This is a genomic window from Novosphingobium sp. IK01 (assembly GCF_033242265.1).
Classification (GTDB): Bacteria; Pseudomonadota; Alphaproteobacteria; order Sphingomonadales; family Sphingomonadaceae; genus Novosphingobium; species Novosphingobium pituita.
In genome coordinates, this window is the sequence record NZ_BTFW01000001.1 from 1,652,296 (window position 1) to 1,676,926 (window position 24,631).

The following is a 24,631-nucleotide window of genomic DNA, read 5'->3' on the forward strand; positions in this document are numbered from 1 at the left end:
CAGGATTGGAAAAGGACCGTTTGCAACCATGCGCCTGATCTTCATGGGCACCCCCGAATTTGCCGTGCCCACGCTCGATGCGCTGGTGGCCGCAGGCCACGAGGTCGTGGCCGTCTACAGCCAGCCCCCGCGCCCGGCAGGCCGGGGCAAGAAACTCCAGCCCTCCCCCGTCCATCTCGCCGCGCAGGGCCACGGCATCCCCGTCTTCACCCCCGTCAGCCTCAAAAGCGCGGAAGAACAGGCCGTGTTTGCCGCCCACGGGGCCGATGCGGCGGTGGTGGCCGCCTATGGCCTGATCCTGCCCCAGCCGATTCTGGCCGCGCCGCGTCTGGGCTGCCTCAATGTCCATGGCTCGCTGCTGCCACGCTGGCGCGGGGCCGCGCCCGTCCAGCGCGCGATTCTGGCTGGCGACGTGCACACCGGGGTCACGATCATGCAGATGGAGCGCGGGCTCGACACCGGGCCGATGCTGGCGACCGTCGCCACCCCGGTCGAGGGCAAGACGGCGGGCGAACTGACCGGCGAACTGGCCGCACTGGGCGCCGACCTCATGGTGCGCGTGCTGGCCGACCTTGCGCTGTTCGAGCCCGAAGTGCAGCCCGAAGCGGGCGTTACCTATGCCGCCAAGATCGACAAGGCCGAGAGCCGCCTCGATTTCACCGCGCCCGCGCTTCAGGTCGAACGGCAGGTGCGCGCCTTCGCGCCCGCGCCGGGGGCCTTTTTCGAGCTGGAGGGCGAGCGCTATCGCGTGCTGGCCGCGCAGGTGGTCGAGGGCGAAGGCGCGCCGGGAACCGTGCTCGACGGGCAGTTGACGATTGGCTGTGGAGAGGGCGCGATCCGTCCGCTGATCGTCCAGCGCGCCGGGCGTCCGGCGATGGAGACGGCGGCGCTGTTGCGCGGGCGGGCGATTGTGGCCGGGACGGTGCTGGCGTGAGCGGGCCGTTTTACCCCTCCGCCACCCGCTGCGCGGGCGGTCCCCCTCCCCATGGCATGGGAAGGAACGGCTGATGCCGCGTTATGCGCTGACCCTCGAATTCGATGGCACGCCGTTCATGGGGCTTCAGCGGCAGGCCCATGGGCCTTCGGTCCAGCAAGCGGTCGAGGAGGCCGCACAATCGATTGTGGGGCATCCCGTCACGCTCTTTGCTGCGGGGCGTACCGATACCGGCGTCCATGCGCTGGGGATGCGCGCGCATATCGACATCGACCGTCCGTTCGATCCGTTCCGGCTGGGCGAGGCGCTCAATGCCCGGCTCAAGCCCGATCCGATTGCCGTGCTCGATTGCGTGGCAGTGGCCGACGACTGGCACGCGCGCTTTTCGTGCCTGGGCCGCGCCTATGAATACCGGATTGCCAACCGCCGCGCGCCGCTCACGCTCCAGGCCGGGCGGGCCTGGCGGGTGCCCCGCCCGCTCGACGCACAGGCCATGCACGAGGCCGCACAGGAACTGGTAGGACGGCACGATTTCACCACGTTCCGCTCGGTCCACTGTCAGGCCGCCAGCCCGCTCAAGACGCTCGACCGGCTCGACGTGCGGCGCGAAGGCGACATGGTGATCATCGAGACCGCCGCGCGCAGCTTCCTGCACCATCAGGTGCGCTCGATGGTCGGCTGTCTGGGGCTGGTCGGGCTCGGTCACTGGACCCGCGCCGATCTGGTGGCGGCCCGCGATGCGCGCGACCGGCGCAAGCTGGGGCACAATGCCCCGCCCGAGGGACTCTATTTCGTCAAGGCCGTCTATCCCGACGAGCCCTGAAAAAAGGCCGGGAAGCACTGACTTCCCGGCCTTTTTTGCAAAAACGATCAGGCCTTGTGGGCGACGCTCTCGGGCAGATCCTTGCCGAACACGCGCTGGTAGTATTCGGCCACCAGAACCCGCTCGGCCTCGTCGCACTTGTTGAGGAACGAGAGACGGAAGGCAAAGCCCACGTCGTTGAAGATCTGGCTGTTCTGCGCCCACGAGATCACCGTGCGCGGGCTCATCACGGTCGAGATGTCGCCACCCACGAAGCCCTTGCGGGTCAGGTCAGCCACGCGCACCATGCTGGCGATGACTTGCGGATCGAGGCCAGGCACCTTCTTGGTGACGACTTCGACTTCGGTCTCGGCGGGCAGGTAGTTGAGCGCGACGACGAGGTTCCAGCGGTCCATCTGGCCCTGGTTGATCGCCTGCGTGCCGTGATAGAGCCCCGAGGTATCGCCAAGGCCCACGGTGTTGGCCGTGGCGAACAGGCGGAACCACGGGTTGGGACGGATCACCCGGTTCTGGTCGAGCAGGGTCAGCTTGCCTTCGGTTTCCAGCACGCGCTGGATCACGAACATCACGTCCGGGCGGCCCGCGTCATATTCGTCGAAGACCAGCGCGGTCGGCGTCTGGAGCGCCCAGGGCAGCAGGCCTTCACGGAATTCGGTCACCTGCATGCCATCGCGCAGGACAATCGCGTCGCGCCCGATCAGGTCGATGCGGCTGATATGCGCGTCGAGGTTGATGCGCACGCAGGGCCACTTGAGGCGCGCGGCGACCTGCTCGATGTGGGTCGACTTGCCGGTGCCGTGATAGCCCTGGACCATCACGCGGCGGTTGAAGGCAAAACCGGCCAAAATCGCGAGCGTGGTATCGGGATCGAAGACATAGTTGTCGTCGGCATCGGGCACGCGCTCGTCGGCCACCGAGAAGGCCGGCACGGTCATGTCGATGTCGATACCGAAAGTCTCGCGCACCGACACGGTGATGTCGGGCGCCGGCAGGACGGTGGTGGCGCCGGGCTGGGCCACGAGGTTCGAAGTGTCGCTCATCGCGAACCTGCCTATCCGCGCGCGCGCCGCGCCGCAACAAGCTTTGGCATCGTTCCTTGCCGGAAGGCGAGATTTTGGCCCCTGCTCCCGAACCTGGGCCCGGAAGGGTGGTCTAAGTAACAATCCGTATAAGTCTCATCCGCATATTTGGTTACTGTCCCGTTAGTCACGATCGTTCACTGTCGCGCGCGGCCACGTCGCACGATTCCAGACGGTCCACAGCCAGATGGATGATCACCTTGTTCGTGATCACTCGTCCGGGCCTGTGCAAGCGGCGGGCAAAGGGGGCAACCAGCATGCAGGCAGACCATCGCGGGCGTTATGCCCTGCTCGACGACATGCGCGGAATCGCGGCGGTCGCGGTGTGCCTGTTTCACATCGGCACCCGCGCGGGCGGGCTGCAACTGTTTCCCAATGGCTATCTCGCGGTCGATTTCTTCTTCATGCTCAGCGGCTTCGTTCTGGCCGAAGCCTATGAAAACCGCCTTCGCCAGTCGATGAGCCTGACCGCGTTCATCCGCCGCCGGACGGTCCGCATGGCCCCCGTCGCCATGCTCGGGGCCACGATCGGCGGGGTCTATCTCCTCGCCCGCTGGGGCGCCGCGCCCGACCGCTCCGACCCTCTGGTCGAAGTCGTGATGGCCGATGCCCTCAACCTCGTGCTCCTGCCCAAGCTCTGGCATGGGCGGGCCACCGGCTGGGAACTGTTTCCCGCCAACGGGCCGCTGTGGTCGCTCTTTTTCGAGGTTCTGGCCAATCTGGTCTGGGCCGCGTGGATGACCCGCGCCTCCACCCGCATGCTCGCGGGCTTGACGCTGCTGGCAGCCGCGGCCCTGAGCGCCAGTGCGCTGCACCATGGCTCGCTGCACATCGGCTGGCAGGTGCCGACCCTCGATGGCGGACTGGCGCGGATTTCGTTCGGGTTCGGGTGTGGATTGCTGATGCACCGGCTGCGCCACCGCATCCCCCCGATGAAGGCCCCGGCCGCGCCTCTGGCCGCCCTCGCGCTGGTCTATGCCCTGGCCCTGCCGGAAGAGCATCTGGCCTGGACGCTGTTCGTCGCGCTGGTGTTCCTGCCGGGCATTCTGGCAGTGTCCGTCGCCGCCGGACGCCATCGGGCCATGCCGGGCGGGGCGCTGCTGGGGCGCCTGTCCTATCCGCTCTATGGCATCCACGTTCCCTTGCTCGCGATTGCGGCGGGGGGGATCAAGCGGATCACCGGCGGCATGCCCCTCGATGCCTGGGGGCTGCTGCTGCTGCCCCCGATCCTGATGGCTGCCTGGCTGACGCTGATCCTGTTTGACGAACCGCTGCGCGCGTTCCTGTCGCAGCGTCCGTCCCGTGGCTTCCGGTCGCAAGCCCCCGGCAAAGGCGTCGCGGCAGGTCCATCCACTTTGAACCTGTCTGGCCCGGCAATGGGCGGGAAACCGCCAAATTGAACTGAAAACCCTGACACACCGCAGTGCAATACTGCGTTATGATACCAACAAGGGAAATCAGGGGTTCTCGCAATTATTACACCATCGAAAAATATCCGACAATAAAAATAATCAATCAAAATAAAGATCAACACCCCCCTTTATGACCCCCACCTTTTCTGGCCGAGGAACCTGCCCGTTCTTCCCGACCATAAGGCACTTTCCTGAAGAATTGTGGACAAACCTTCCGCCCGAGCGCGGAACGAGGAGAATGGACATGGCAGTTATCAACGGAACTTCAGCGTCTGAAACCATCGACGGCGGCAAGACCGGCGAAATCATCAACGGCATGGGCGGCGCAGACACCATCTCCGGCGGCGCCGGCAACGACGTGATCAGCGGCGGCGCGGGCAACGACATGCTCTATGGCGGCGCGGGCAACGACTGGGTCTATGGCGGCGACGGCGACGATGTCCTCAAGGGCGGCGGCGGCAAGGACAGCCTGACCGGCGGCAGCGGCGCCGACCAGTTCGTCTTCCGCGCGTCCGAAGGCTTCACGGCCCTCAATTTCACCGGCGGCCACGGGGTCAGCACCGTCAACCAGTGGGTGACGATCACCGACCTCAACTTTGCCGATCACGATGTCATCCGCATCACCGGCTTTGATTCGATCTTCGGCGCGCTCGGCTTCGGCGTGAAGGGGACCGGCTCGTACTTCATCGACTCGCAGGACGACGTGAACCGCCTCGCCGCCTATCTCAAGGCCAACCCTTCGGCAGGCTCCTACTTCGTCAACACCTCCGGTTTCGACGGCACGACCTTCATCCTCAAGGATGCCTCGGGCCACGAACAGGCGCTGACGCTCAACCACATCATCGCCGACGACACCGTTCTTCTCTGATTTCCCGGTCTTCTCTGATTTCCCGGCTTGCGCGGCCCCCGGCGCAGCAGGGAACCCTTTGCAAGACCGAATTTTTTGCAAGACTTTCGCGCCCTGCCGTTCTCATGTTCGGCAGGGCCTTTTTTGTGGCCGCAGCACGAGGGAAGGCCTATCATCGCGAAAGGCACGCCGGCCCTGTCGGCGCGGTCTTCACAAGCCCTTCCCCCCGGCACAAGGAATTCCCCCATGAGCATGTTCGACAGCATCCTCGGCCAGGTCAGCAGCGCGGTTGACGTCAAGAACCTCGCCGCCAAGTTCGGCATCGATCCCACCCAGGCCGAAACCGCCATCGCCGCCCTTGCCGCCGGGCATCAGGCCAAGGGCGACACGATCGAGACGGCTGCGGCCAATTCAGGCCTCGAACCGGGCCTGCTGAGCCAGATTGCCGAACAGATCGGCGGCGAAGGCGGCCTTACCCAGTTCGCCTCGCTCCTCGGCCAGCATCCCGATGCCCTCGGCCAGGTCACCCGCTTCCTCGACAAGGACGGCGACGGCAACCCGCTCAACGACCTGACCGGCTTTGCCAAGGGCCTGCTGGGCTGATCACGCGCGATGGATACCGTTCTTTCGTTGCTCGTTCTCTTGACGGTGGCGCTGGTCGCTGGCGCGGTGTTTTTCTGGCGCCGGGGCGAACGCAAGCGCCCGGCGCTGATGCTGGTCATGGCCGTGCTGATCGCGGCAGACCTCGCCGTCTGGCTGACCCCGGTTGCCGGGGGGCCTTCGATGATTGCCCTGGCCCATCAGGACCAGGAATAAAAAGGGAATATCGCAGGGGGCACAGCCCCCTGCACCCCATTATCTTTGGATGGGGCAGTGCCAATGGCCAAGCCGGGCATGGCAACTTACGCCAGTTCCCGGGGGTCCGGGGGCGATGGCCCCCGGGATATTCTATTTTCTTAAAAATCCCTCAGAGCCCGACCCAAAAGTCGGGCGGCGGAGGTTTGGCGAGGGATTTTGGGTCACCACAAGAAGGCTGAGAGCCCAGCGATGCTGGAGGCATCGTGGCGAACAGCCGACGCCGTGGTGGCACAAAAGACCCGCCAAACCGACCCGAAGGACCTTTGGGTCGGGCTCTCAGGAACGAACGTCCTTGGCCACGGCGTCGAGCACGCCATTGGCAAACTTGGCTTCGCGCGCGTCGAAGAACGCGTGGGCCACGTCGAGGTATTCGCTGATCACCGTGCCGACCGCGATGTCGGTGCGGGCGAGCAGCTCGTAGGCGCCGCAACGCAGGATCTGGAGCATCGTCTTGTCGAGGCGGGCCAGCGACCAGCCCTGCGCGAGGCGCGACTGGACCAGCGCGTCGATCTCGTCGCGACGGGCGATCACGCCCTTGACCACGTCGTCGAAGAATTCGACATCGGCAGCCGCATATTCGACGTCCTCGATCTCCCGGCCAAGGCGGTGGAGATGGAATTCGTCGAGCAGGAAGCGCAGTTCGGTGCCTTCCATGTCAACCTGATAGAGCGCCTGAACGGCAGCCAGCCGCGCGGCGGAGCGCGCCTGGCTCTTGTTGGTATTGGTCATAGTCCCAGTCTCAGTTCGATCGAGCGGGCATGGGCCGAAAGCCCTTCCGCATCGGCCAGCGCGATGGCCGCAGGGCCCACCGCGCCGATGGAATCATCGCTCACCTGAATGAAGCTCGTGCGCTTCATGAAGTCGAGCACGGAAAGCCCCGAAGAGAACCGCGCGCGGCGCCCGGTGGGCAGCACGTGGTTGGGGCCGGCCACATAGTCGCCGATGGCTTCGGGCGTCATGCGGCCAAGGAAGACCGACCCGGCATGGCGGATCTGGTCGAACAGGGTTTCGGGATCGTCGGTGGCGATCTCGACGTGTTCGGCGGCCAGCGCATTGGCGAGCGCGGGCGCCTCGTCGAGCGAATCGACCACGATCACCGTGCCGTGGGCGTCCCAGCTCGCCTTGGCGACGCGCGCGGTCGGCAGCATGGCGATTTCCACGCCGACCATGTCGACCACCTGATCGGCAAAGGCCGCGTCATCGGTGATCAGGATCGACTGCGCCGCCGGATCGTGCTCGGCCTGGCTGAGCAGGTCGGCGGCGATCCACTGCGGGTCGTTCTTCGCATCGGCAATCACGAGGATTTCCGAAGGCCCGGCCACCATGTCGATGCCCACGACGCCGTAAAGCTGGCGCTTGGCCTCGGCCACCCAGGCATTGCCCGGCCCGGTGATCACGTCGACCGGCCTGATCATCGCGGTGCCATGGGCGAGCGCGGCGACGGCCTGTGCCCCGCCCACGCGCCAGACTTCATCGACCCCGGCCAGATGCGCAGCGGCCAGCACCAGCGGGTTGATTTCGCCCTTGGGGGTCGGCGTGGTGACGACGAGACGGCCAACGCCCGCGACCTTGGCGGGAATGGCGTTCATCAGCAGCGAGGAGGGATAGGCCGCGCGGCCACCGGGCACATAGAGCCCGGCGCCATCGACCGCGCGCCACTTCGCCCCCAGACGCACGCCTGCCGCATCGGTATAGTCGCGGTCCTGCGGCATCTGCGCTTCGTGGTAGGCGCGGATGCGCTGGGCGGCCAGTTCGAGCGCGGCGCGCAAGTCGGGCGCGAGCGCATCGAAAGCCTCGCGGCAGGTCGCCGCGTCGATTTTCCAGCCGTCGCCTTCGGGCAAGTGGCCGTCGAAACGGTGGGTATACTCGGCCAGCGCCTCGTCGCCGCGCAGACGCACGTCCTCGATGATCGTCTGCACATCGCGGCTGACGTTTTCATCGCTTTCCCGGCGGTCCTTGACCAGCCGGGCAAAACGCTGGGCGAAATCGGGATCGGAACTCTTGAGGCGCAGCATCAGGCAGCCTTTCGTGCAGCCACTTGGGCGCGGAAGGAATCGATCAGCGCGCCCAGACGCGCGCTGTCGGTCTTGAGCGCGGCGCGGTTGACGATCAGCCGGGCCGAGATCTGCATGATCTGGCTGGTCTCGACCAGCCCGTTTTCCTTGAGCGTGCGCCCCGAGGAGACCAGATCGACGATGCGGCTGGCCAGACCCAGCGAGGGGGCCAGCTCCATCGCGCCGTTGAGCTTCACCACTTCGGCCTGCACGCCCATCTTCTCGAAATGGCGGCGGGTGAGGTTGGGATACTTGGTCGCCACGCGGGCATGGCTTTCGCGCACGCCGCCCTCGCCCGCGATGCCCGCAACCGGTTCGGCGACCGAGAGGCGGCAATGGCCGATGTCGAGATCGACCGGCGCGTAAAGGTCGGCATAGTCGAACTCGTCGATCACGTCCGACCCGACAATGCCCGCCTGGGCCGCGCCATGGGCAACGAACGTGGCCACGTCGAAGGCGCGCACGCGGATCAGCGTGACGTCCGGGCGGCTGGTGGCAAACGAGAGCGCGCGCGACGACTTGTCGAAGAACGCGGCCTCGGGCACCACGCCTGCCTGTTCGAGCAGGGGCAGTGCCTCTTCGAGGATGCGCCCCTTGGGAAGGGCGAAAACGAGCGGTGTGGCGGTGGTCATGACGCTTTCGCCCCTATGGCAAGCCGGGGAAAAGGGCAACTGTATGCAGCAACCGCTGCCCTCGTCCCCGTTTGCCTCATTCGCCCGGCGCGCGTGCGCGGATGGCCAGTGCGTGGACCCGCCCGCCCGGCAGATCGCCCAGCGCGCCATTGACCAGCCGCTGGCGGGCCAGACGCGAAACCCCGGCAAAGGCAGGGCTCTCGATCTCGACCGTAAAGTGCGATTCGCCCGTGCCGTCATCGCCCATATGACCGCTGTGACGGGCCGAATCGTTGGTGATCAGCAGATGCGTGGGCGCCAGTGCTTCCACAAGTTTACGTTCGATTTCCTGGGCAATCGGGCCTGCCATGTCTTTCCTTTCGCGTGGGCAGATACCATGTGCAATCGCGTGAAGCATGACAAGTTCCATGGCCGCGTCTCGGGGAACGGGCGCCTTTGCAATGCTCCGGGATGCGAGGATTCCGGCGAATTTCGTGCGCCCGGCGTGCGGCCCTCGGGGTTCGACGGGCCGGGCGACTATCGCTGGTTCTGCCTCGACCATATCCGCGCGTTCAACGCCGGGTACGATTTCTTTGCCGGGATGAGCCAGGACGAGATTCTGGCCGCGCAATCGCCGATCTCCGGCTGGGAAGACAGCACGCGCGCGTTTCGCCCCGATGCCGGGATCGACCAGGCCCCGCGCTGGGCCGATTTTGCCGATCCGCTCGAAGCCATTGCCCGCCGCGCCCGTGCCCGCAAGGCCGACCACGCTCAGGCGCAGGAAGCCGCCCGGCGCGGAATCTCGCCCGAAGACCGCGCGGCCTATGAAGCGCTGAACCTGCCTTTCGATGCCGACCGGCGGGCCCTGCGCCGCCGCTACACCGAACTCGTGCGCCGCTATCACCCCGACCACAACGGCGGCGACCGCAGCCTGGAAACGAAGCTGCAACGCGTGGTCGAGGCCTATGACCGCCTGCGGCACTCGCCGGGCTTGCGATAACCGGAACAAAAAAGGGGGAAGGAGCGTGTGGCCCCTCCCCCCCCCCCTTTCTTTTCAGACGGAACGCCCCCGGCTCACAGCCGCTCGGCATGCCAGCGCAGATGGTCGTCCATGAAGGTCGAGATGAAGTTGTAGCTGTGGTCGTAGCCCGGCTGCATCCGCAAGGTGAGGTCGACCCCGGCCTTTTCGCAGGCCTGTGCGAACAGGTGCGGGCGCAGTTGCTCGGCCAGAAAGCTGTCGGCCTCGCCCTGATCGATCAGGATCGCACCCGCCGGGCGCTTGCCGTCCTCGACCAGCGCGGTCGCGTCGTGCGCGCGCCACAGGGCCTTGTCCTCGCCCAGATAGCCGCCCAGCGCCTTGTGGCCCCACGGCACTTGCCCCGGCGCGACAATCGGCGCGAAGGCCGAAAGCGACTTGAAGGTTTCGGGGAAGGTCAGCCCCAGCGTGAGCGCGCCATGGCCGCCCATCGAGTGGCCGGTGATGCCCATGCGCGCCGGATCGACCGGGAAATGGGCCGCGACCAGCGCGGGCAGTTCCTGCGCGATATAGTCCCACATCCGATAGTGGGCGGCGAACGGCGCCTGCGTGGCGTTGACATAAAAGCCCGCGCCGAGGCCGAAATCATAGGCCCCGGCCGGATCGTCGGCCACGCCTTCGCCGCGCGGCGAGGTATCGGGTGCCACGAAAACCAGCCCCAGTTCGGCGCAGAGGCGGCGATATTCGCCCTTGTCGGTCACATTGGCATGGGTGCAGGTCAGCCCCGAGAGGTAGAACAGCATCGGCAACTTTGCGCCTTCGCCTACCTGCGCCTGGGGCGGCACGAAGACCGAGAAGGTCATCTCCGTCCCCGTCGCCGCCGAAGCATGCTTGTAGACCTCCAGCGTGCCGCCATGGGCCTTCGAGGTCGAAACGGTTTCGAGGGTCATTGCACCGCACCATAATTGTGCAGCGCGCAAAGCTTGTGGCCATCGGGATCGCGCAGATAGGCCAGATAATAAGGCGTTCCCTTGCGCACGCCCGGCGGGTCTTCGCAGGCACTGCCGCCATGGGCGAGGCCCGCCGCATGCCAGGCGTCGGCCTGTTCCGGGGTCATCGCGAAGCCGAGCGTGAAGCCGTTGGCGCAAGTGGCCGGTTCGCCGTTGATCGGCTTGGTCAGGATGAAGATGCCGCCGTTGTAGACATAGATCAGGCGCCCGGCATCGCGGTCGAGCAGGCCTTCGGGGCCCCCGAACGCGGCGAAAGTGGCGTCGTAGAAGGTCTTGGCGCGATCGAGGTCGTTGGTACCGAGCATCAGGTGGCTGAACATGGGGCCGCTCTCTCTCCGAACTGCGGCGCGCCGCGCGCCGCCTTGCGCAAGGGTGTGCCCGCCCGCGCCGGGCAAGGTCAAGCCCGCGTCCTCTTATTCCGGCCCTGATCCCGAAACAAACCCCAGCCGCGCCATGGCCATGCGCAACTCCTTGAGGCCATAAGGTTTGGTAATGACAGGAACATCGCCCCAGGCGCGGGTGTCGAGCCCTTCCCCATAGCCGGTGGCAAAGGCAAAGCGCACGCCCAGTTCGGCCAGCCGGTCGGCGATGGGGGCGCTGGTGGTGACCCCCAGATTGTAATCGAGCAGGGCGAAATCGAACAGGCCCTCGCCCGTCATGCGCTCGTCTATCATGCGCAGCGCGTCGCGCACCGAAGGCACCGTGGTGACACTGCGCGCGCCCAGATCGCGCAAGGCTTCCTCGCCATCGAGGGCGATGATCATGCTGTCCTCGACCAGCAGCGCGTCCTTGCCCGCCAGCGGCGTGCATCCGCCCTCGGCCCGGATCGGCAGGGCGCCATGTGCCCGCGCCGCCGCAACCCCGGCGATGGAACGTGCAGGCAGCGTGAAACGGGCGTGGAGGCCCTGCCGGTGGAAGTCCACCCGCGCGGTGCCCCCCAGATCGTAGGGGATCGAGCGTTCGATGATCGTGCTGCCAAAGCCGCGATGCCCCGGCTCGCGCACCTCCGGGCCATCGCGTTCGCGCCAGTCGATCACCAGATCGCCGCTTTCCCGCTCGATCTCCCACGAGAGGTCGACCGTGCCGCTGTCGGCCAGCGCGCCATATTTGGCGGCATTGGTGGTCAATTCGTGGATCACCAGCGCCATCGTCACATAGCCACGGGATAGAGCAGGACATTCTCGCCGCGCGCGACGATCCGGTGCGAGCGGTCGCGCAAGTAGGCGCTGGCCTCGACCTCGATCAGTTCGAGCAGCGGCGCCGGGCCCCAGCGATCGGCGGTGATCTGGTCGTGCGCGCGGGCGAGCGAGCGGATGCGGTCGTCGAGCGTGGCGATGAACGTCGCCACATCCTGTGCCCCGTCGCGCGTCTGGGCGATCAGGCCCCGGATCAGCGAGAGGATGTTGCGCACGCGGTGGTTGAGTTCGGCGATCAGCACTTCCTGCCGCTCGGAGGCGCGCGCGCGCTCGGCCCCGGCAGTCTCGGCCAGCCGCACCAGCACTTCGAGCATGCCCACGCGCAAGGCTTCGGCCACGCGGCGCTGCGCGGGGGTGAAGGACAGGCAGGTGCCCTTGACCAGCTCGCTCCAGGCCTCGAAGCTCTTGCGCGGGGTCAGGCGCGGGCCGTTGGGGCCATAGACCATGTCCTTTTCGGGCTTGCCCCCCCAGCGCACCTCGCGCAGGCGCTCGGCCCGGAACAGCACGACATAGTCACGCGGCTCGCGGCTGAGCGGGATCGCCAGCATGCCCGCGGCCACATCGGCATGACCGGCGGCCTCGGGCACGAGGGTCTGGATCGATTCGGTGGCAAAGACCTGCCCCGAGGATACCCGGTTGAGCATCCGCACGATGGCCTCGAACTGCGCGGCCGAAGGGGTGAGCCCCACCAGTGAAAGCTGCCCGCGCATGAAAATGCCGATGCCATCGGCCGGAATCGCATCGCCGATCACGTCGGCCAGCCATTGCGGATCGTCGAGCAGGTCGTTGTCCTGCGCCACGGTCGCCAGCAGGCGGTCGGTCACCGCGCGCCCACGCGCTTCATAATCGCGCGCCTGGGCATGTTCGCGCGCTTCGAGCATCAGCGAGAACATCTGCCCGAACAGTTCGGCCGCGCCGCGCGCGGCCATCGTGGGCAGGCGCGGGGCATAGTGATGGCAGGCAAACAGGCCCCAGAGCTTGCCCCCCACCACGATCGAGATCGACAGCGAGGCCCGCACGCCCATGTTGCGCAAATATTCGATATGGATCGGCGAGACCGCGCGCAGCACGCAGAGCGACTGGTCGAGCACCTGCCCTGCCGGATCGCGCCCGGGCACGAGCGGCACGGGCACCGCCCCGACATCGGCGATCACGCGGAACGTGTTGCGCAAATAGAGCTGGCGCGCCTGTGCGGGAATGTCGCTGGCCGGGTAGTGGAGGCCCAGAAAGCTCTCGACACCGTGGCGCACCGCTTCGGCGACGACTTCGCCCGATTCCTGCGCATCGAACCGGTAGACCATCACCCGGTCGAACCCGGTGATCGCGCGGACCTGCCGCGCACCTTCGCGCAGGAAGGCAGACAGATCGTCGACATGCTGGAGCCGCGCGATCATCCCGCGCACGACCGAAACCGCCTCGATCGGCTCGACCGCCGCCGGTTCGGCCTCGATCACGATCTCGCGCCCGGCAAAATGCACGGCCACGTCGAACAGCCGCGCGTCCCCCAGCAGGGCCAGCCCCAGAATCCGTTCGACCGCATCGGGGCCGCGCAGGCCGGTCAACCGGTTGCGGATCGTGTGGATCGCCTCGCGCGCAAACAGGTGGTTGAGCGGCATGCCCAGCGCGGCCTCGGGCGCGGCTCCGGTAAAGCCTTGCAGGTTTTCCGAAACCCGCGCGATCATCCAGTCCGGCGTGGTGGCGACGAGGAAGCCGAAAGGCTGGACATTGCCCAGAATGTGGATCGGCTCGCGGTCGCAATTGCTCAAGTCGACAGCAAAACCGTCAGCCCCGGCGTGGGAGCGCTGCTCGTGGGGGGCTGGAATTTGGGTCATCGGCATTGCCAGCAATGCACGACCGGGCGTTTGGTGCCACAGTTTTTTACGATTGGGGGCCTTTCTGCCCCTCCGTCAGCCCTTCGGGCTGCTTTCCTCCCCATTGCATGGGGAGGATCAGGAACAAGCTCCTCCCCACGCTGTGGGGAGGAGCTTCTATCGGGCGGCGATCAGCCCAGACCGGGAATGGCCTGCTGTTCGATCACCGGGGCCTCGAAGCTGGCCATCGGCCAGGCGCAATAGTCGGCGGCGTAGTAGGCGCTCGGGCGGTGGTTGCCGCTCTCGCCCAGCCCGCCGAAGGGCATCGTCGCCGCAGCGCCCGTGGTCGGACGGTTCCAGTTGACCACGCCCGCGCGCACGAACAGGCGGAATTCGTCCCACAGCGACGGATCGGCGCTGACCAGCCCCGCCGAAAGGCCAAAGGCCGTGGCATTGGCGGCCTCGATGGCGGCGGCAAAACCGGCCACGCGGCGGACCTGCAACACGGGCGCGAAAATCTCGCGGTCGGGCGTGGCAACGCCGGTCACGTCGAGGATCACCGGCGCGAAGAAGGCCTCGCGGCGCCCGGCCAGTTGCGCTTCGGTCAGGATCGGGCGCGCACCGGCCACGACCAGCGCCTGAACCGCCTCGCGCGCGGCGCGGGCCTGTGCATCGCCGATCAGCGGGCCCATGAAGGCTTCGCCCTCTTCGTCCCACGCCGCAATCGGCAGGGCGCGCGCCAGATCGACCAGCGCGGCCAGCACCGCATCGCCCCAGTCGCCTTCGGGCAGGATCAGCCGCCGCGCGCACGAACAGCGCTGGCCGGTGGTGATGAAGGCCGACTGGACGATCAGGCTGGCCACCGCCGACGGATCGCCATCCCAGGCCACCAGCGGATTGTTGCCGCCCAGTTCGAGCGCGAGGATCACGTCGGGACGGTCGGCAAACTGGCGGCGGAAGACCTGCCCGGCCTGCGCCGAACCGGTGAACAGCAGCCCGTCGATGGGCCCGGCCAGCAGCGCCTCACCCGTCTCGCGTCCGCCCTGCACGATGGTCAGCACGCCTTCGGGCAGGCCCGCCTCGCGCCAGAGCGCGCCCATCGCAGCGCCCGTCGCCGGGGTCAGTTCCGAAGGCTTGAACACCACCGTATTGCCTGCCAGCAGCGCGGGCACGATGTGGCCATTGGGCAGGTGGCCGGGAAAATTGTAGGGCCCGAGCACGGCCATCACGCCATGGGGCCGGTGCGACAGGCTGGCCGTGCCGAACGGCATGTCGGCGCTGCGCGCGCCCGCGCGCTCGGCCTGGGCGGCGATGGACACGGCAACCTTGCCCGCCATCGAGGCCTGCTCGGTGCGGGTTTCCCACAGGAGCTTGCCGGTTTCCGCCGCGATCAGCGCGGCCAGCGTCGGGCTCGCCTTGACCAGTTCGGCATAGCGGCGGGCAATCGCCACGCGCTCTTCGAGCGGCGTGCGCGCCCAGCCCGGAAAGGCCGCGCGCGCGGCCTCGATGGCTGCGGCGCAAGCCGCCGCATCGGCCACGTTCCCTTCCCAGACAGCATGGCCATGGGCGGGATCGAACGAGGTAAGGGTCTGGGTCACGGTCTCAACTCACGGTCAGGATGTCGCCGGGACGGGCGCCCAGCACGGCAAGGGTTTCTTCAGGCAGGATCAGCGCGCCTTCCCCGATCCGTACCGGGGTGAGCACGGCGCGGAAACCCGCAAGGCCGGGATTGGCGACGAGCGACAGGCGCTCGTTGGCCTGCGCCTCCACTTTTCCGGCCTGCACGGGCAGGCTGCGGGCATTGCGGATCGTGCGGATATGGTCGCGCGTGGCGGTCACCGTCGGGCCGCCATCGAAGATGTCGATCAGGCCCGAGCGGGTGAAGCCCTCGTCCTCCAGCATGGCGAGCGCGCGCTCGCCATGGCGATGGACCTTGCCAATGGCCTCGCGCGCGGAAGGCGCGCACAGTTCAAGGTAGATCGGATGGCGCGGCGCGAGATCGAGGATGAACTGGCCATCGGTCGCGGTGATCATCCGGTCCGCGTCCTCGAACGGCAGGCGGAAGAACTTGCCCGCAATGCCATTCCAGAACGGGCTTTCGTCGCGCTCGTCGAACCAGCCGCGCAGTTCGGCCATGATCGTGGGCGCGAACAGGCCCGCATTGGCGCCGATCAGCGCATAGCGCGCGCGCGCCAGCAGCGAGCCGGCCCCCGCCTGCCGCTTGCGCGGACGCAGGAACAGCGAGCCCACTTCCGACGCGCCCGTGCATTCGTTGACCAGCACCAGCGCCTGATGGTCGAACCGGGTGCCCGTGGCCGACGAATATTGCGCCAGCGTCATCACCCGGAACGAATAGTGCGGCCGGTGCAGCCCGACCCCGCCCTTGATGCTCGCCACCCCCTCGATGGAGCCGGTAGCGGTATCTTCGAGCATCAGCGTGTACCACGCCTCGCTCGCAGGAAGATCGCGCGCAAAGCTCTGTTCCGACAGGGCGAGCCGCTCGGTCAGGACGGCGCGATCCTCGGGCAGGCTGGTGAAGCCCTTGCCCGAGAGAAAGGCCAGATCGAGCAGCGCGTCGATATCAGCCGGTCCCGCCGGCCGCACCACCAGCATCAGGCGCCTGCCAGCGCAGGCTGCGCGTCAACCTTGCCCCAGCCGCGCGCGCGCGCATCGGCCAGCGTCGCGTCGAGCCGGGCCAGCGCCTCGTCCACTTCGGCAGGCGCGATCAGCAGCGAGGGCAGCAGGCGAATGCAGTTGTCGCCGCCACCGGCCACCAGCAGGCCATGCTCGCGCGCCAGCGCCATGACTTCGCGGTTGTTGGGGTGCAGCTTGAGGCCCATCAGCAGACCCTTGCCGCGCGGCTCGACCACCTGATCGGGATAGCGCGCGGCCAGCGCCGCAAAGCCGGTGAAGAAACGCTCGGACATGGCCCCGACATGGGCCAGCGCCTCGTCCTTCGCAAGGATTTCGAACACGGCAAGGCCCACGGCCATGGCCAGCGGATTGCCACCGAAGGTCGTGCCGTGGAGGCCGGTGCCCATGCCGCTCGACGCCTCCGCGCTCGCCAGCACGGCCCCGATGGGGAAACCGCCGCCCAGCGCCTTGGCAATAGCCATGATGTCGGGCTCGGCGCCGGGGAACCACTGGTGGGCGAACAGCTTGCCGGTGCGGCCCATGCCGCTCTGCACTTCGTCGTGGATCAGCAGGACGCCGTGTTCGCGGGTCAGGCGGCGCAGCGCCAGCAGGGTTTCCCCGTCGAACGCGCGCGCACCGCCTTCGCCCTGCACCGGCTCGATGATCACCGCCGCCGTGGTCGGGCGGGACACCGCCTCCTGCACGCTCGCCCAGTCGTCGATCGAAAGCTGGTGATAGCCGGGCAGGCGCGGGCCGAAGCCTTCGAGGTACGAGGGATTGCCCGAGGCGTTGATCGCGCCATAGGTCCGCCCGTGGAACGAACCGGCAAAGCCGATCACGTCGACGCGCTGCACGTCGCCCTTCGCGAAGTGATAGCGGCGGGCGATCTTGAGCGCGGCCTCGACCGCCTCGGTGCCCGAATTGGCGAAATAGGCCATGTCGGCAAACGTCGCGGCGGTCAGCTTTTGCGCCAGCTCTTCCTGTCCGGGAATGCGGAAGATGTTGGAAACATGCCAGAGCTTGTGCGCCTGGGTGGTCAGCGCCTCGACCAGCGCGGGATGGGCATGGCCGAGCGCGCACGTCGCGATCCCCGCCACGCAATCGAGGAAGCGGCGGCCATCGCGCGCCTCAAGCCAGACGCCTTCCCCGCGTTCCACTTCGATCTGGGCACGGGCATAGAGCGGCATCAGAGCTTCGGACATGAGACTTTCTCCCCGCAATCGTCGTTGCGGACTTGTGGTTGCATCAAAACGGGAATTTTGCCGAATTCAGGCGGCGTGTCAGGCGGCCTGGGTCATCTTGAAGATGCCCGTGGCATTGCCGCTGTCGAACGCGAGGTCGAGCTTGCCGGTGGCCGGATCGACACGGCGGGTGATGAATTCGAAGAACGAACCGGGCACCTCGCGCGCGACCAGCGTGCCGTCGGCAGCGCGGAACGTGCGCTTGACTTGCGCGGCGCGCAGCGCGGTCTGGCGCACACGGCCCGAGGCGGAGGTTTCCACCTTGTCCTTGATGCTGCGCCCGGCCTCGCGCTCGCCCTGCGCGGTAGCCTCCACATCGGTCACGCGGTCGGTCACATGGTTGAAGGCATTGCCTTCGGTGGAAATCCAGGCCGCCTCGGCGCTTTCGGCCAGCAGGGTTTCGTAGTCGGCCTCGAACGGCACCGCGTGCTGGCGGTCGAACAGGCGCATCACCGTGCGCAGCGCATCGGCCGCATCGTCGGTCGGCACGCTGCCGCCCTCGCCCAGACGGGCCAGCACGGCGCCCGTCGCCGCGTCGAAGCGGTCGAGCGCGGAACCGAACACGCGCACCGCCGCCTTGGCGAAATCGGGCGAGAACTGGTCGACATGCAGTTCGCTCACGAAGAACTGCGGCATCGTTTCGGGAAACTGCGCATGGCACCAGACATGGCCGGTCATCTTCAGGCGCGGCAGCGGATAGAGCCCGACCTCGACATAGCCGAGCGGTTCGAGCACGCGGCGGATCGCCTCCACCCCCTGCGGCATCGCACAGCGCGTGCCCTGCGGCAGGGCCACCGTGCGCAGCGCGCCATGGTCGAGCACGATCCGGCGCCCTTCGCGCGCGCAGTCGGCGACATAGGCCGCCCCTTCGGGCACGCGGTCGATCAGATCGGCAAACAGCACGAGGTTGAGCGCCTCGGCAAAGCGCAAGGCATCGACACCATTGACCGGCGCATGGGCGCCCACCGGAACCATCGGCGCGGCGAGCGCACGAATCTGCTCGGCACGGTCGCGTCCCAGGACATTTTCGACAAGGTCGCCACTGCCTGCAAGTTCGATGGTTGCGGAATGCTGCATTATGCGACCTTTCGATCTAGTATCGTTGCTGGCCCCTGTTTATGCTAGGAAAGCAGCGCCTCAAAACGGCGATGTGTCATCTGTAGATCAGGTTTTGGAATGAGCGACTCCCGCCGGGAACTCCCTTCGATGACAGCTCTGGCCTGTTTCGCGAGCGCCGCGCGCGAAGGCGGCTTCTCGCGCGCGGGCGAGCACCTCGGCCTGACCCAGAGCGCGGTCAGCCGCCAGATCGCCCTGCTCGAAGAAAGCCTGCAAACCCCGTTGTTCACCCGCCACGGGCGGCGCGTCACCCTCAACGAGGCGGGCCGCGCCTATCTCGAAGACATCGAACCGGCGCTGCGCCGCATCCGTCAGGCCACGATCAAGACCATGGACCGGGGCAGCCGCCGCGATCTGGCCATCGCCACCCTGCCCAGCTTCGGCATGCGCTGGCTGGCCCCGCGCCTGCCGGGACTGACCACGCGCCACCCCGAACTGACCGTCAATTTCGCCGCGCGCTCGTTTCCGTTCAACTTGCGCGAGGAGCGTTTCGATGCCGCGATCCACTTCGGCGCGGCGGACTGGGCCGATGCAGAGATGGTCCCCCTGTTCACCGAACAGGCCGTGGTCGCCTGCGCGCCGGACTGGCTGCGCACCGAAGGGATCAGGGCCCCCGCCGACCTGCTTGACAAGCCGCTCCTGTTCCAGACCTCGCGCCGACAGGCGTGGAACCGCTGGTTCGCCGCGGCGGGAATCGAAGGCCTGCCCCCGCTCAAGGGGCCCAATTTCGAGCAGTTCCTGATGCTGGCCCAGGCCGCCGCCGCCGGATCGGGCGCAGCGCTGCTGCCGCGCTTCCTGATCGAGCCCGAACTGGAGTCTGGCGTGCTGGTCACCCCGTTCGAGACCGCGCTGGTCGATGAAGGGCGCTATTACCTCGTCCTGCGGCCCGACTGGCGCGAACATGCCGGGCTGGTCAAGTTTCATGACTGGCTGGTGGAGGAGGTGCGGTGACTTTTGCCCCTCCACCACCCGCTATGCGGGCGGTGGAGGGGCGCGGGTTAGAACGTATTGTCGCGCGGAAATCCGACTGGAGGCAGGCGCCCGGCCGCGCCGCGTGCGACCTTCCACGGGAGCAGGTCCTTTTCGACGCGGGTGCGCCCGGTGTCGCCGCCCATTGTCCAGCTCAGGCCGTCTTCGAGCCTGAGCGTGATCGCGTCGGACAACCCGCCATCGCGATAGCGTTGCAGCGTAACCCCCTGCCCCTTGGCCAGGATCGGCACTTCGGAGAGCGCGAAGATCACCAGCTTGCGGTTCTCGCCCATGACCGCGACATGGTCGTGTTCGGGCGCGATCTCGCGCACGATCTTGAGCTGGACACCCGGCTTGGTCGAGACGACGCCGCGCCCCTTTCGTGTTTCGGCGAGCAGTTCGTCCATTTCCGCCGCGAAGCCGCGCCCGCTGTTGGCTGCCAGCAGAAGCTGGCCCTTGGGGCGATAGACGACCAGCGCGACGATGTGGGCATCCGGGTCGATGTCGACCATCGTGCGGATCGGCTCGCCAAAGCCGCGCGCGCCGGGCAATTTGTCGGCACCCAGCGTATAGAACCGCCCGGTGTCGAGCGCGACCAGCAGCTTGTCGGTCGTCTGCGCGTGGAGCACCCAGGCCGGGCCGTCGCCTTCCTTGAACTTGAACTCGGTATCGAGCGGCAGGTGGCCCTTGGCCGCGCGAATCCAGCCGCGCGCGGAAAGGACGACGGTGACCGGCTCCTTCTCGATCATCGCGTCCATCGAGAATTCGCGGGTGGGCGCGGCCTCGGCAATGGTGGTGCGGCGGCGGCCCAGCACCGTTTCGGGGCCATAGTCCTTGCGCAGGGCGGCCAGTTCGCGCTTCAGGCGCGTGCGCTGGCGTGCCGGGCTTTCGAGCAGCTTGTTCAGCTCGTCCTGCTCGGCCAGCAAAGCGTCGTGCTCGCGGCGCAGTTCCATTTCCTCAAGCTTGCGCAACGAGCGCAGGCGCATGTTGAGGATCGCCTCGGCCTGGCGGTCGGTCAGGCCGAATTCGGCCATCATGACCGGCTTGGGCTCGTCCTCGGTACGGATGATCTCGATGATCCGGTCGAGGTTGAGATAGGCAATGATATAGCCTTCGAGCAGTTCGAGCCGCGCGGCGATCTTGTCGAGCCGGTGCTGCGCGCGGCGCAGCATGATGTCGATCTGGCTGATCACCCATTCCTGAACGAGATCCTTGAGGCCGAGCACGCCGGGGGTGCGCTGGGCATCGAGCACGTTGAGGTTGAGGCCAAAGCGCGATTCAAGGTCGGTCAGGCGATAGAGCGATTCCCTGAGCAGGTCGGGATCGACATTGCGGCTCTTGGGCACGAGTACGATGCGGATATGCTCGTCGCTCTCGTCGCGCACGTCTTCGAGGATCGGCAGCTTCTTGTCGCCGATGAGGGCAGCGATCTGCTCGATCAGCTTGCCCTTCTGGACCATGTAGGGAATTTCCGAGACGACCAGTTGCCACTGGCCGCTGCCCAGCTTCTCGATGCCGGTCTCTTCCCACTGCCCCGCCTCGTCGCGCCCGGTCGAAAAGCGCCCGCGCACGCGCAGTGAGCCGCGCCCGGTTTCATAAGCCGCAGCGATCAGCGCCGGGCTGTCGACCACCACGCCCCCGGTGGGGAAATCGGGACCGTGGAACACTTCCATCAACTGGGCATGCTCGGCCTGGGGATTGTCGATCAGCATCAGTGCGACGTCGACGATCTCGGCGACATTGTGGCTGGGGATATTGGTGGCCATGCCCACCGCGATCCCGCTGGCGCCATTGGCCAGCAGGTTGGGAAAGAGGCCGGGGAAAATGTCCGGCTCGTGATCCTCGCCATTGTAGGTGGGGACGAAATCGACCGTGCCTTCGTCGAGTCCCGCCATCAGGCGGATCGCCGTCGGCGTCAGGCGCGCTTCGGTGTAGCGGTAGGCGGCGGCGTTATCGCCGTCGATATTGCCGAAGTTGCCCTGCCCCTCGACCAGCGGATAGCGCAGCGCGAAATCCTGCGCGAGGCGGACCATCGCGTCGTAGACCGAGGCATCGCCATGGGGATGATACTTGCCGATGACATCGCCGACCACGCGCGCCGATTTCTTGAACGCGCTGTTGGGGTCGAGCCGCAATTGCCGCATGGCCCAGAGCAGGCGGCGGTGGACCGGCTTGAGCCCATCGCGCAAGTCGGGCAGCGAGCGCGCGGTGATCGTCGAGAGCGCATAGACCAGATAGCGTTCCGACAGCGCGGAATCGAACGGGGCATCGACAATCGCGTCAAACGGATCGGATGCGTCGAAGGGGTCTGTCAGATCATCGGCCATGGGAAACAAGGTGTAGCAACACCGTGAACAAAACGGAACCTCTGTAAACGCGCCCGTGCCCGTGCCGCCTGTGGGCAAATTGGCGCCCTATTCGAGGCGCCCGCCGCTCAGCACCCGCGCCAGCCCCGGATGGACCCGGCGCAAGGCCTGGCCCAGCACGACCGCCCCGCCCAGCGCCAGCACCGGCTGCCCGAGCAGGAACAGCGGATAGGCCGGTGCCCCCAGCGGGCCGGTGATCTGGCCGATGGCCGGCCCGGCGCACCAGATCAGGATCAGGTGCGCGCAAAACATCAGGAACACATATGGCTCGGCCCGCAGGAGGCCATCGCCCAGCCGCTGCATCCGCCCTTCCCCGGCCAGCCGCCACGCCAGCGCCCAGAAACACAGCGCCGTGGCCGCGCGCATGGCCAGATCGGCCAGCGCGAAGACCAGCGGATGCGCGGCTTCCTCCGCCGCATCGAAGACTTCCAGCCAGATCTTGAGCGCCGCCATCGCCAGATAGGGCAGGACCAGCAGCTCCAACGGCCAGCCCCCCACCCGCGCAGCCAGATCGCCCCGGCGGGCGAGCATGCCCAGCACGAAAAATGCAAGGATCGAGGGCCGCTGCAACACGTAAAAGCCCCAGGGCAGGCCCCCGGCAAAGAGGCTCCAGACCAGAGCCATCAGCGCGATGCCCCCCAGCACCGGCGTGCGCGCCCGCACCAGCAGGGGCGCGGCCACGAGGCAGACGAACAGGTCGCGCAGGAACGGCATCTGCACGTTGATCTCGTTGGGCGCGCGAAACGCGAGCAGCTCGTTGGCCAGCCAGTCCAGCGCCGCCAGATTCAGCGCCTCGGGATGGGGGGCATAGAGCCACCCGGCCAGCGCCGCGCCCGAAACCACCACAATCGCGATCAGGTTCCACGCGACCATCGGCACGAGCACGGCCCGCACCTTGCCGGCCAGAAACCGCCGCCAGCCGCGCCGGGCCAGCGAGGGCCCGACCAGCCAGCCGGAAATCATGCTGAGCAAGGGCACCGAACTGCGCCCGAGCAACTCGATCAGGCCCCAGCGAAGCAAGCCTTGCGGCGTATCGGCCAGCGCGCTGAGCGACGGGCCATAGAGCCCCGTCCACGCATGGACATAGACGATGCCCATGATGCACAGCACGCGGGAAATACCGATGGCGCGGGACAGTTGCCCAGAACGCTGCGGCCCGGAACGCTGGTGTCCTGAACGGGATGAACGGGAAAACCGATTGGCGGACAAGAGAACCCTTCTTGTGTCTGCATCCTCTCCCGCGCGCACCACGGGCGCGGGCGGGACCATTCCTGCAAACACACGAGGGGCGCTATTGTGCCCGCCTCCGGTTCATCTCCTCCCGTTCATACCCCTGTTCAGCCGGCATAATATCCCACGCCGACGATGTGGTTGCCCACACGCTGGACGAGCGAACGCTTGTGCTCGACGCGGTTGTCGTTGCGGTTGAGCCAGACGTAATCGACCCGGCCCGCGCCCTTGGCATTGGCCAGCGTCATCATCTGGCGCACCAGCGGCGTGCCTTCGGCATCGGTCATTTCGGCAACGCTGGTGCCAACCAGACGCGGATCGGCGCCCGAAGCCTCGTAACGCCCGTCGAGGCTGAACACGAAGACGTAGAGATCCTTGTCGTGGAACGGGCCCTGCTGGGCGTTGAATTCGGCAAAGGCGCGGGCCGGGCCGACGCCCTGAAGCTCGGCCACGGCACGGGCGAGCATGGCCTGGGCATCAGCCGATCCGGCATGAGTCGAAGCAAGAGCCGGCGCAGGCGCGGCCACCAGCGGCAGGACGACAAGCGGCTGGGCCAGGGCACAGGCGGCAGCGACGAACGGACGAGTGAAAAACGGCATGGTTCTGACCTCCTTGGACGGTGCGTACAACGCCTCGGGAAGATCGCCGCGCGGCGGACTATCGCGCGATCTCTCGTGGTGGAATCGCTCTAGGCCTGCCGTGCGGGGGTGTCTGTGCGCCAGATCAAATCCGCGTGGACGGCAAAAAAGGGCGCGGACAAGCCACGCCCCGTGCAGGCCTTGCGGCCCCCATGCAGACCTTGCGGACTCGCCCCCCGTGCCAGCCTTGCGCGGGGGGCGTGTAACGGTCAGCCCAGCCAGGCGACGATCTGGCGCGCCACGTCGTTGGCGGCGTGGTTGATGGCCGGGGTGATGGCTTTGACGTGGTCGCCGACGTGGGGAATCACGCTCTCGAAGCGGCGGGTTTCCATGTGGCCGCCCGGCGTTTCCTTGACCGCGTCGAAGCGGACCACCACGCTGTGGCTGGGCACGTCGTAGCCCATGGCCAGAAGCCGACCGGACAGGCGCTGCTGCCAGCTGTCGACATCGCCCTCGACCACCAGCGTTCCGGCCCGCGCACGCAGGGTCTCGGCCACGAGGTGCTGGAACTGGCGCGAGGGGCGCTCGACCCACTGGGCATCCTTGAGATAGGCGATATTGGTCGGATCGACCTGCACGGCCACGCGCAGCACCGCAATGCGCGCGTCTGCCGAAGGCTCCATCACCACGACCGATCTGGCCAGCGTGCCCGAAGCCCCCTCGCCGGCCGGCAGGCTGGCCTCGGGCGTGAGCGCGATCAGGCTGTCAGGGGCCTTGGTGCCGATGCTGACACAGCCCGACAGGGCGAGCGCGGCACCTGCAACGAGAGCCAGACGGCTCGCGCCGGGGATCAAACGGGACATCATGTGCAAACTCCCCATGGCGC

At 67.2% G+C, this 24,631-nt stretch carries 26 protein-coding genes; 8 read left to right on the top strand and 18 right to left on the bottom strand.

The features are described 5' to 3' along the window. Positions 1-28 precede the first annotated feature (28 nt). Together fmt and truA are read left to right on the top strand one after the other, a co-directional pair. Positions 29-934: a methionyl-tRNA formyltransferase gene (gene fmt / locus SBI20_RS07675; protein WP_317974499.1), complete on the top strand. Its 906-nt coding sequence runs from the start codon at positions 29-31 to the stop codon at positions 932-934. Between the two features lie 73 nt (positions 935-1,007). Next, the gene (truA, locus tag SBI20_RS07680; RefSeq protein WP_317974500.1) at positions 1,008-1,757 is read left to right on the top strand and encodes a tRNA pseudouridine(38-40) synthase TruA; all 750 of its coding nucleotides are present in this window, start codon (positions 1,008-1,010) and stop codon (positions 1,755-1,757) included. 47 nt (positions 1,758-1,804) lie between these two features. Here truA and cobS read toward each other — a convergent pair whose 3' ends face one another. Both cobS and SBI20_RS07690 read right to left on the bottom strand, forming a co-directional pair. Further along, positions 1,805-2,797 carry a cobaltochelatase subunit CobS gene (cobS, locus tag SBI20_RS07685; protein WP_317974501.1) on the bottom strand — a complete coding sequence of 331 codons (993 nt, stop codon included), beginning with the start codon at positions 2,795-2,797 and terminating at the stop codon, positions 1,805-1,807. Between the two features lie 166 nt (positions 2,798-2,963). Next, positions 2,964-3,095, bottom strand: coding sequence for a hypothetical protein (locus SBI20_RS07690; RefSeq protein ID WP_317974502.1), 132 nt, complete (start codon positions 3,093-3,095; stop codon positions 2,964-2,966). Here SBI20_RS07690 and SBI20_RS07695 point away from each other — a divergent pair. The 4 genes from SBI20_RS07695 to SBI20_RS07710 all read left to right on the top strand — a co-directional run bounded on the left by SBI20_RS07695 (position 3,094) and on the right by SBI20_RS07710 (position 5,911). Then, positions 3,094-4,236, top strand: a complete 1,143-nt coding sequence (locus SBI20_RS07695) for an acyltransferase family protein (RefSeq protein WP_317974503.1) — start codon at positions 3,094-3,096, stop codon at positions 4,234-4,236. The two genes, SBI20_RS07690 and SBI20_RS07695, sit on opposite strands and share 2 nt — an antisense overlap. A 256-nt stretch (positions 4,237-4,492) precedes the next feature. Then, the gene (locus SBI20_RS07700) at positions 4,493-5,116 is read left to right on the top strand and encodes a calcium-binding protein (RefSeq protein WP_317974504.1); all 624 of its coding nucleotides are present in this window, start codon (positions 4,493-4,495) and stop codon (positions 5,114-5,116) included. Positions 5,117-5,341: 225 nt separating this feature from the next. Continuing rightward, a complete protein-coding gene (locus SBI20_RS07705) occupies positions 5,342-5,698 on the top strand; it encodes a hypothetical protein (protein WP_317974505.1) in 357 nt (118 codons plus the stop codon). Positions 5,699-5,725: 27 nt separating this feature from the next. Continuing rightward, a complete protein-coding gene (locus tag SBI20_RS07710) occupies positions 5,726-5,911 on the top strand; it encodes a hypothetical protein (RefSeq protein WP_317974506.1) in 186 nt (61 codons plus the stop codon). 318 nt (positions 5,912-6,229) lie between these two features. Here the strand turns inward: SBI20_RS07710 and nusB are convergent, their stop codons facing one another. The 4 genes from nusB to SBI20_RS07730 form a co-directional block, all read right to left on the bottom strand. Further along, on the bottom strand, positions 6,230-6,682 hold the full coding sequence (nusB, locus tag SBI20_RS07715; RefSeq protein WP_317974507.1) for a transcription antitermination factor NusB: 453 nt from the start codon (positions 6,680-6,682) through the stop codon (positions 6,230-6,232). Beyond that, on the bottom strand, positions 6,679-7,968 hold the full coding sequence (gene hisD / locus SBI20_RS07720; RefSeq protein WP_317974508.1) for a histidinol dehydrogenase: 1,290 nt from the start codon (positions 7,966-7,968) through the stop codon (positions 6,679-6,681). Before hisD ends, nusB begins: the two co-directional genes overlap by 4 nt. Next, entirely contained in the window at positions 7,968-8,639 is a 672-nt protein-coding gene (hisG, locus tag SBI20_RS07725) for an ATP phosphoribosyltransferase (protein WP_317974509.1), read from the bottom strand. Before hisG ends, hisD begins: the two co-directional genes overlap by 1 nt. Positions 8,640-8,715: 76 nt before the next feature. After that, positions 8,716-8,988, bottom strand: a complete 273-nt coding sequence (locus tag SBI20_RS07730) for a BolA family protein (protein ID WP_317974510.1) — start codon at positions 8,986-8,988, stop codon at positions 8,716-8,718. Between the two features lie 39 nt (positions 8,989-9,027). Here SBI20_RS07730 and SBI20_RS07735 point away from each other — a divergent pair, with 39 nt between their 5' ends. Further along, positions 9,028-9,618, top strand: a complete 591-nt coding sequence (locus SBI20_RS07735) for a DnaJ domain-containing protein (RefSeq protein WP_317974511.1) — start codon at positions 9,028-9,030, stop codon at positions 9,616-9,618. Positions 9,619-9,692: 74 nt separating this feature from the next. Here the strand turns inward: SBI20_RS07735 and fghA are convergent, their stop codons facing one another. The 8 genes from fghA to SBI20_RS07775 form a co-directional block, all read right to left on the bottom strand. Beyond that, positions 9,693-10,544, bottom strand: coding sequence for an S-formylglutathione hydrolase (gene fghA / locus SBI20_RS07740; RefSeq protein WP_317974512.1), 852 nt, complete (start codon positions 10,542-10,544; stop codon positions 9,693-9,695). Beyond that, a complete protein-coding gene (locus SBI20_RS07745; protein WP_317976074.1) occupies positions 10,541-10,924 on the bottom strand; it encodes a VOC family protein in 384 nt (127 codons plus the stop codon). The genes fghA and SBI20_RS07745 overlap by 4 nt, the downstream gene beginning before the upstream one ends. 93 nt (positions 10,925-11,017) lie before the next feature. Then, positions 11,018-11,752: a hypothetical protein gene (locus tag SBI20_RS07750; protein WP_317974513.1), complete on the bottom strand. Its 735-nt coding sequence runs from the start codon at positions 11,750-11,752 to the stop codon at positions 11,018-11,020. Positions 11,753-11,754: 2 nt separating this feature from the next. Beyond that, positions 11,755-13,632 (bottom strand): HWE histidine kinase domain-containing protein, encoded by a 1,878-nt coding sequence (locus tag SBI20_RS07755; RefSeq protein ID WP_317974514.1) that lies wholly within the window; start codon positions 13,630-13,632, stop codon positions 11,755-11,757. Positions 13,633-13,802: 170 nt separating this feature from the next. Next, a complete protein-coding gene (astD, locus tag SBI20_RS07760; RefSeq protein WP_317974515.1) occupies positions 13,803-15,209 on the bottom strand; it encodes a succinylglutamate-semialdehyde dehydrogenase in 1,407 nt (468 codons plus the stop codon). A gap of 4 nt (positions 15,210-15,213) precedes the next feature. Beyond that, on the bottom strand, positions 15,214-16,224 hold the full coding sequence (locus tag SBI20_RS07765; protein ID WP_317974516.1) for an arginine N-succinyltransferase: 1,011 nt from the start codon (positions 16,222-16,224) through the stop codon (positions 15,214-15,216). After that, positions 16,224-17,447 carry an aspartate aminotransferase family protein gene (locus SBI20_RS07770; RefSeq protein WP_317974517.1) on the bottom strand — a complete coding sequence of 408 codons (1,224 nt, stop codon included), beginning with the start codon at positions 17,445-17,447 and terminating at the stop codon, positions 16,224-16,226. Before SBI20_RS07770 ends, SBI20_RS07765 begins: the two co-directional genes overlap by 1 nt. A gap of 78 nt (positions 17,448-17,525) precedes the next feature. Beyond that, complete coding sequence (locus tag SBI20_RS07775) at positions 17,526-18,563, bottom strand: 2-oxoadipate dioxygenase/decarboxylase family protein (RefSeq protein WP_317974518.1); 1,038 nt, start codon at positions 18,561-18,563, stop codon at positions 17,526-17,528. 99 nt (positions 18,564-18,662) lie between these two features. Between SBI20_RS07775 and SBI20_RS07780 the strand changes: the two genes are divergently transcribed. Further along, positions 18,663-19,553, top strand: coding sequence for a LysR substrate-binding domain-containing protein (locus tag SBI20_RS07780; RefSeq protein WP_317974519.1), 891 nt, complete (start codon positions 18,663-18,665; stop codon positions 19,551-19,553). A gap of 47 nt (positions 19,554-19,600) precedes the next feature. On the opposite strand, the gene parC is transcribed toward SBI20_RS07780, so the two are convergent. From parC to SBI20_RS07800, 4 genes are all read right to left on the bottom strand, one after another. Next, positions 19,601-21,898 (bottom strand): DNA topoisomerase IV subunit A, encoded by a 2,298-nt coding sequence (gene parC, locus SBI20_RS07785; protein WP_317974520.1) that lies wholly within the window; start codon positions 21,896-21,898, stop codon positions 19,601-19,603. Between the two features lie 87 nt (positions 21,899-21,985). Then, positions 21,986-23,047: an acyltransferase family protein gene (locus SBI20_RS07790; protein WP_317974521.1), complete on the bottom strand. Its 1,062-nt coding sequence runs from the start codon at positions 23,045-23,047 to the stop codon at positions 21,986-21,988. A gap of 227 nt (positions 23,048-23,274) precedes the next feature. Then, a complete protein-coding gene (locus tag SBI20_RS07795) occupies positions 23,275-23,766 on the bottom strand; it encodes a cache domain-containing protein (RefSeq protein ID WP_317974522.1) in 492 nt (163 codons plus the stop codon). Positions 23,767-24,014: 248 nt separating this feature from the next. After that, positions 24,015-24,611 (bottom strand): ABC-type transport auxiliary lipoprotein family protein, encoded by a 597-nt coding sequence (locus SBI20_RS07800; RefSeq protein WP_317974523.1) that lies wholly within the window; start codon positions 24,609-24,611, stop codon positions 24,015-24,017. Positions 24,612-24,631 lie beyond the last annotated feature (20 nt).